Origin of the sequence: Stenotrophomonas sp. TEPEL, assembly GCF_004348785.1 — a bacterium.
Taxonomy (GTDB): domain Bacteria; phylum Pseudomonadota; class Gammaproteobacteria; order Xanthomonadales; family Xanthomonadaceae; genus Stenotrophomonas; species Stenotrophomonas indicatrix.
On sequence record NZ_QQXJ01000001.1, the window covers coordinates 3,038,864 to 3,040,828 of the forward strand.

At 68.4% G+C, this 1,965-nt stretch carries 3 protein-coding genes; 2 read left to right on the forward strand and 1 reads right to left on the reverse strand.

What is annotated here, in order from left to right:
• Positions 1–39: 39 nt before the first annotated feature.
• Positions 40–486 carry a copper chaperone PCu(A)C gene (locus TEP_RS13805; RefSeq protein ID WP_132825648.1) on the reverse strand — a complete coding sequence of 149 codons (447 nt, stop codon included), beginning with the start codon at positions 484–486 and terminating at the stop codon, positions 40–42.
• 35 nt (positions 487–521) lie between these two features.
• Here TEP_RS13805 and TEP_RS13810 point away from each other — a divergent pair, with 35 nt between their 5' ends.
• Both TEP_RS13810 and TEP_RS13815 read left to right on the forward strand, forming a co-directional pair.
• Positions 522–1,298: an enoyl-CoA hydratase/isomerase family protein gene (locus tag TEP_RS13810; protein ID WP_088100527.1), complete on the forward strand. Its 777-nt coding sequence runs from the start codon at positions 522–524 to the stop codon at positions 1,296–1,298.
• A 144-nt stretch (positions 1,299–1,442) separates the two neighbouring features.
• Positions 1,443–1,965 (forward strand): acyl-CoA thioesterase domain-containing protein (locus TEP_RS13815; RefSeq protein WP_206140217.1); only part of this gene is annotated, 523 nt, incomplete at its 3' end.

A 1,965-nucleotide genomic window follows, 5' to 3' on the forward strand; every position in this document is an offset into this window, starting at 1 on the left:
GGGTAGCGCCGGGCCATGCCCGGCGGAACGAGCGCCGCGTTACGGCGCGGCCTTGCGCACTACCAGGGCCGTGCTGACTTCGCTGCCCCCCTCCAGTTGCACCTGCAGCCACACGGGCTGCCCCTCCTCCAATACGCGCCTGCCGTCCATCAACATCAGGTGCAGGCCGCCGGGCTTGAGCACGGCGCGTTCGCCCGGCGCCAATGGCAGGCGCTCGACGGCACGCATGCGGCTGACCCCGTCGACGATCCGGGTCTCGTGCAACGACACATCACCGAAGCTCGCACTGCGCGCACCGATGATGGTCACTGCGGTGGAGCAGCCGTTGCGGATCACGCCATAGCCGGCAGTCATGGGCGTCGCCGTCGGGCTTGGCGGCAGACGTACCCAGCCCTGCGAGACGGTGACGCACTCCGGCACAGCCGCCGCCGATGCTGCGCCCGCACACATCATCAACAGTACGCCAACGAATGGTTTGGTTATCATCGCCCAGGTTCCTTCTTCGCAACGAGACCCGCAGCATGACGACGCTCATCGAGGTGATCAACCATGGCCCCATCCGCGAGCTGCGGCTGGCGCGGCCGCCGGTCAATGCACTGGACACCGAGCTGTGCCGGCAGTTGATCCATGCCATCGAACTGGCGATGGCCGAGGACGCGCACGGCATCGTGCTGTCGGGCAGCGAGCGCATCTTCACCGGCGGCATGGACGTGCCGCACCTGCTCTCGCATGGCGATGACAAGCACAAGCTGCTGGACACCTGGAACGCGTTCTTCGGCGCGGTACGCACGCTGGCCGAGAGCCGCATTCCGGTGGTTGCGGCGATCACCGGCCATGCACCGGCGGGCGGCTGCGTGCTGGCCTTGTGCTGCGACTACCGGGTGATGGCACGCAGTGCCGATCCGGCGCGCCCGTATGCCATCGGCCTGAACGAAGTGCAGGTCGGCCTGATCGCACCGGAAGGCATCCAGCGCCTGTTGCGCCGTGCGGTGGGCGCGCACCGCTCCAGCGTGCTGCTGGCCACCGGCGCGCTGGTACCGGCCGAACAGGCGCTGCAGATCGGCCTGGTCGACGAACTGGTGGATGGCGAACTGGTGGCGGCCCGTGCGGTGGCCTGGCTGCAGGACCTGCTGAAGCAGCCGCGGCAGCCGATGCTGCTGACCCGTGCCATCGCCCGCGCCGAGCTGCACGACGCCCTGCATCCGGACCTGATCCAGCTCGAGCGCTTCGTCGAGGCCTGGTTCGCCCCGGATGCGCAGAACGCCCTGCAGGCGCTGGTGGCGCGCCTCGGCAAGTAAACGGTGGTGCCGGCCGCTGGCCGGCAGCCTGGCGATCCTTCCCGGGCACCTGCGGATGCCGGCCAGCGGCCGGCACTGCCGAAGATGGGGCATCCGGCCTGCACCGGTATAATCGACCCCTCTTTCATCGCTGTGGCCGCCCCCTTGAACGACCTGCCCGAACCCGTCGTCTCCGAGCTGATCGATCTGCTCACCCTGGAGCGGCTGGAGGACAACCTGTTCCGCGGCCAGAGCCGCGACATCGGTACCAAGTACGTGTTCGGCGGGCAGGTGCTGGGCCAGGCCCTGGCGGCCGCGCAGGCCACGGTCGACAATGGTCGCCATGTGCACTCGCTGCACGCCTATTTCCTCCGCGCCGGCAACATCGACCATCCGATCGTCTACGACGTCGACCGTACCCGCGACGGTGGCAGCTTCTCGGTGCGCCGGGTGACCGCCATCCAGCATGGCAAGGTGATCTTCTTCTGCGCGGCCTCGTTCCAGCAGGCCGAATCCGGTGCCGAGCACCAGCACAAGATGCCCGAAGTGCCGCAGCCGGAAGACATCGAACCGAACCGTCCGCTGCCGGCCGAAGTGCTGGAGCGGCTGCCGATCAAGGTGCAGCGCTGGCTCTCGCGCGGCGGTCCGTTCGAGTTCCGCCATGTGTATCCCCGCGATGAACTGAACC

Coding starts and splice junctions, on each gene's coding strand:
- TEP_RS13805 (WP_132825648.1), bottom strand. CDS start 486: ATGATAACCAAACCATTCGTTGGCGTACTGTTGATGATGTGTGCGGGC.
- TEP_RS13810 (WP_088100527.1), top strand. CDS start 522: ATGACGACGCTCATCGAGGTGATCAACCATGGCCCCATCCGCGAGCTG.